The sequence below is a fragment of the Allocoleopsis sp. genome, assembly GCF_036703385.1.
In the GTDB taxonomy this organism is placed as follows: domain Bacteria; phylum Cyanobacteriota; class Cyanobacteriia; order Cyanobacteriales; family Coleofasciculaceae; genus Allocoleopsis.
In genome coordinates this window covers 1-4,998 of record NZ_DATNPA010000229.1, presented here as the reverse complement: position 1 = coordinate 4,998, position 4,998 = coordinate 1, and the positions used below count along the sequence as shown (strand labels likewise).

The following is a 4,998-nucleotide window of genomic DNA, read 5'->3' as shown; positions in this document are numbered from 1 at the left end:
ATGAAAGTTGTAGGGGCGAAGCATTCGGACGGAAAATCCTGGACACTTACTATAAATTAGTCTCCGAATGCTTCGCCCATCCCCAGAAAGTAGATTTTGTCAACCTTGACTTCTTGACCGGCTCCCTAGTAGGGAAGGGGGCTAATTTCAAAGGCTCTCTCCTTGTAGGAGAGAGGTTAAAAGTGTACCGCATCCAATCGAGAAGGGCTATATCATCATTAGAGATTTAAATAGTTTTTTATTAAAATTTCATCAACCTTACCTCTTTTTTGACCATTGGAGTTGATAGCTCTAGTGGCAGATATTTTGGTTTGATGATAATCTTTATACAGTTCAACTATAAATTCTGTGTAGGCATTACTTAGTAAAACAGAACATCCTCTCTGAGTTAAATCATCACAGGTTTTTTTTAATCTTCTCTGTTCATCTTTATCAAAGCCATTAATATCATATCCCGTAAACGAAGCACTTTCAGAAACAGGATCATAGGGAGGATCGAAATATAAAAAATCGCCTTCTTGTGCCTGTTTTACAGCTTCATTAAAATCTTGATTTAAGAGTTTAATCTGATTTTCATTTAAATATTTATTGACAGCTTTTAAAACGCCTACATCCAGAATATTAGGATTTTTATAACTGCCGAAAGGTACATTAAATTGACCTTGAGAATTAACTCTGAACAATCCGTTATAACAAGTTTTATTTAGAAATATAATTCTTGATGCTCGCTCAATTTTAGTTTTGTGACTATAACTTTTTTTCCTATCCCAATCCCGAATCGCATAATAGTAATTCTTATCATTCTCATGTCTCTTGAGATCGTCGATTAATTCATCGATTGAATCTCTGATAACTTCATAGCAATTGATTAATTCTGAATTACTATCATTAATAATAGCCTTGTTAGGTTGCAAGGTAAAAAGAAGCGCTCCTCCACCGATAAAAGGTTCATAGTACATGTTGTACTTTTTAGGAAGATGGTTTCCTATAATCGTCGGGATTAGCTGCCTTTTCCCCCCTGCCCACTTCAAAAATGGTCTTACTAGGTTATTGACGGATGCCATTTTTATGTTATGACTAACGCTTCATTTAAAGTAGTACTATTGTACTGCAATGCGGTCACTTGATAAATAGCTGAGATAGTGAACAAAAACCAAGAAGGTTTCAAGCCGCTGCTTTCAAGCGTGGGGACAATCCAAAATCCCAAATCCAAAATCCCAAATAGAATGACGGTAGCCCTGAGATAGTGTATCTGGAAATGCGAGTAAAGTCGGGGGTTTAATTTTAATCGATGGGAATGGCGATCGCAAACTCCGTTCCCTCTCCCCACACGGAATCACAACTTAGACTACCGCCATGTGTGTCTTCCACAATTTGGGAACTGATCGATAACCCTAAACCCGTACCTTTGCCAACGGCTTTTGTGGTAAATAATTGGTCGAAGATACGGGATTTGGCTTCTTCAGGCATTCCTGGCCCATTATCTTTGATCTTAATCACAACCCTTTGGTTATCCTCACTGACTTCCGTTTTAATCGTGATCGTATTCGGATTCGCTTTAATTTCATCAAATGTGCGACTCTGATTTGACTCTTCGCAAGCATCGATCGCATTGGCCAGAATATTCATAAACACCTGATTCAGCTGTCCCAAATAGCATTTAACTTGAGGGATATCTCCATAGTCCTTTATCACTTGAATATCTGGGCGTTCATTGTTACCTTTCAGCCGATGTTGTAAAATCATTAAAGTACTATCGATCCCTTCATGGATATTAGCTAAGACTTGAAAATCCGTATCGCTACGAGAAAAAGTACGCAAAGAATTACTAATATGAACGAGGCGGTCTGTACTTTCTGCCATGATAAACAGCATCCTGGGTAAACGTTCTAAAAAATATTCTAATTTTATATCTTCTGCATCTTGCTCGATTTCTAACCCAGGATTTGGAAATTTTTGCTGATAAAGTCGTAAGTGATTAATTAAACTCTTAACCCCCTGGTTCGATAGATCAGTATAGCCTGCAATACAACTAAGTGGGTTATTCATTTCGTGGGCAATCCCCGCGACTAACTGACCAAGGACTGCCATTTTTTCATGCTGAATGAGTTGAAGTTGTGCCTGTTGCAACTGTTTAATTGTTTCTCTAACTTCTTTGACATCCTTCAGCGTTTTGTTGATGGTAATCGCTAAATCCTCAAAATTTATCGGTTTGGTGATGAAATCCGAGGCACCAGAGTTCATGGCTGTTCTAATATTTTTCATATCACCATAGGCAGAAATCACTACTGCCTTCAGGGTGTCATCTATTTCACGGAGTTTATTCAACAAAGTGAGACCATCCATCTCTGGCATATTGATATCCGTCAGCACCATGTCGATTTGGCGATTACTTTTCACCTCCTCTAAAGCTTCTAGACCATTGCGGACGAAAATCAACTCAATTTCTTTGGCGAGAATCTTCTTCCTCAATCGCTGTTTGATCAGACGCTCTAACTCTAATTCATCATCCACAACTAAGATTCTGGCTGGTGTCACGTCGCTTGGCTCTAAGTCAAAATTCACATAAACCTCCGGGCATTATGGAAGGTCATCTATAGAAGGGGTGGGAGGAAAGACGACCTACACTGTATGTTATAGACCAGATAGAATAGCGATGGCTGGAGGGAGCGTCTCAAGCTCAAGCGGACAAAGACTTCGGCAACGTGATGATAAACTCGGTATAAGCTCCCGGTTCGGTCTCCACTTTCAGGCTACCGCTATGCTGTCCCACGATGATGTCATGGGTTAGAGATAGCCCCAAGCCCGTTCCTTCTCCCGTCGGCTTGGTGGTAAAGAAGGGATGGAAGATTTTCTCTGTGATCTCTGGTGAAATGCCTATACCATTATCACGAATGCGGATTTCTACGGCTTCGCCCAAGTGTTGGGTTTTGACCCAAAGTGTGGGAGTAAAAACTTCCTCCTGGGATAGGCATTCTCGTCTGTCATTACCCTGCGGCGGCTGATTATGTTTCTGCTTGGCTTGGACGGCATAGCAAGCATTATCGATCATGTTGATAAAAGCGCGGCTAAGGTCGCCGGATACCACCTCCCATTGACCGATAGAGTCGTCATAATCCTTGCAAATCAACACATTAAATTGACTATCGCTCGCACGTTTGCTGTGATACGCTAACTGCACCGCTTGGTCAAGCAAAGCATTGAGGTCAGTGGGTTGGTGTTGACCGCTATCCGTGCGTGCGTGCTGCATCATACTGTGAATAATGTTCTCAGCTCTTTGACCATGCTGGTGAATCGCAGCCGCATTATCTCGAATGTCGATTAACATCTGTTTGATGTAGTCCAAGGTATCTGCCTCGAGATGTTCCGCTTGGTTGTCCATTTCTTCGAGCAGTTCCTCGGTTAACTCCACCGAACCTTCGGCATAATTGTTGACGAAGTTGAGCGGATTTCTGATTTCATGCGCCACCCCGGCGGTTAAAGCACCCAGGGAGGAGAGTTTTTCTTTGGCAATAATCTGCGTTTGCGCCGCTTTTAAGGCGGCAGTTCTCTGTTCGACTTTCTCTTCTAGGGTGTGGGAATACTCTTCAAGTTGCTGGTTGGCTTGTTCTAAATCGTGATTGAGATGAGACAGTTCATTCAGAAACTTTTCTCGTTCTGCTTCTGCCTGTTTGCGTTCTGTGATATCTGTAAAAGCAGCGATCGCGTAAGCAATATTGCCCTCTTCGTCATAAATGGGCGTTCCCAACACTTCTATGGGAACGGTCTTATCAGGGTGGCGTATTTCCATATCATCAACTTTCACCGTTAGCCCTTGCAAGGCTTGAGAGATCGCTGCGCGTTCATTGGGGTACAATTGCTCCGTGCCTGCGAGATAGACTTGATAAGCCTCCTGTAATTGCTCGGCTGTGAGTGAATTGACAACTCCTTTGCCGAGAATCTGTTGTGCAATTTGATTGGTATAGTAGGGCTGACCTTGCCTATCGGTGACAAACACTCCCGCTGGCATCGCATCGAGGAATTGCCTTAGTCGGCTCTCATTGTCGCGCACTTGAGCGTAGAGTTGAGCATTAACAATTGCGATCGCGACTTGTGAAACTAAGACTTCTAATACTTTTACCCTCTCTTGGGTAAAAGCCGCCACTGCCAGATTATTTTCTAGGTAAATAATGCCTTGCAGCTTGGATTGATAAAGAATCGGTAAACAAAGGATTGATTTGGATTGAGAGTTTTGAATATAGGAATCTGCATTAAAGGGCTCGGCAATCGTTGCGTCGTTTAAGACAAGATTTTCTTGGCTCCTAAAGGCATAGTTTACAACCGAGAGGGGTAAATCCTGGCTCGTCTCAACCGGAATCGATTGTAAAACCGTCACCCTATCATCGGTCGTATTACCGGTCGCTTCGATGTAGAGTTGGTCATCTTTGAGCAGCAGCAGTATGGCTTTTTGAGCAGCGGCGTTTTCCAACAAAATTTTGATTAATTTATTCAACAACTTTTCCAGGACAATTTCACTCGTAATCACCTGAGAAAATTTGATAAAACTCGCTACGTCTAAGAAGTTGCTAAAATTTTCAGTGCTGGTGCTGCCTGTCGTGGTGCGAGTGACCTGATGTTTTGGGATGTCTGTGCTATGAGTTTGCGATACTAGGAAAGGATGGTTTGATTCTAAGTCTTTAACTTTAGCGATCGCTCCCCAGCGAAAATAAGCATAGTAGGCTTCAGTCATATAAGTTTGGGCAACCTTCTCTCTACCCCAATCGAGATAAAATTCGGCTGCCAGTTCATTAGCTAGTGCTTCTTCCTGGATGTATCCCTGTTCTCTGGCACCTTGAATGGCGCGATCATAATATTCCATTGCTTCGATTTTTTGCTCTAAAACTCTCGCTTTTTCAGCTTCTACCAAGTGGTATTTATGCTGGAAATTGCAGGGAGCATGAAACGCCCAGTTTTGCATGATCTGTTGATTTGCATCAACTAGGCGGAGAGATTCTTGTT

At 42.2% G+C, this 4,998-nt stretch carries 4 protein-coding genes; 1 reads left to right on the top strand and 3 read right to left on the bottom strand.

The window, feature by feature from the left end; all coding sequences use genetic code 11:
* The coding region (locus V6C93_RS11285) for a hypothetical protein (protein ID WP_333476757.1) at positions 1 to 230 on the top strand (230 nt) is incomplete at its 5' end.
* Here V6C93_RS11285 and V6C93_RS11280 read toward each other — a convergent pair.
* The 3 genes from V6C93_RS11280 to V6C93_RS11270 all read right to left on the bottom strand — a co-directional run.
* Positions 219 to 1,064 (bottom strand): DNA adenine methylase, encoded by an 846-nt coding sequence (locus tag V6C93_RS11280; RefSeq protein ID WP_333476756.1) that lies wholly within the window; start codon positions 1,062 to 1,064, stop codon positions 219 to 221. The two genes, V6C93_RS11285 and V6C93_RS11280, sit on opposite strands and share 12 nt — an antisense overlap.
* A 220-nt stretch (positions 1,065 to 1,284) precedes the next feature.
* Entirely contained in the window at positions 1,285 to 2,565 is a 1,281-nt protein-coding gene (locus V6C93_RS11275; protein WP_333476755.1) for a hybrid sensor histidine kinase/response regulator, read from the bottom strand.
* Positions 2,566 to 2,680: 115 nt separating this feature from the next.
* A partial coding sequence (locus V6C93_RS11270) for an ATP-binding protein (protein ID WP_333476754.1) occupies positions 2,681 to 4,998 on the bottom strand: 2,318 nt, incomplete at its 5' end.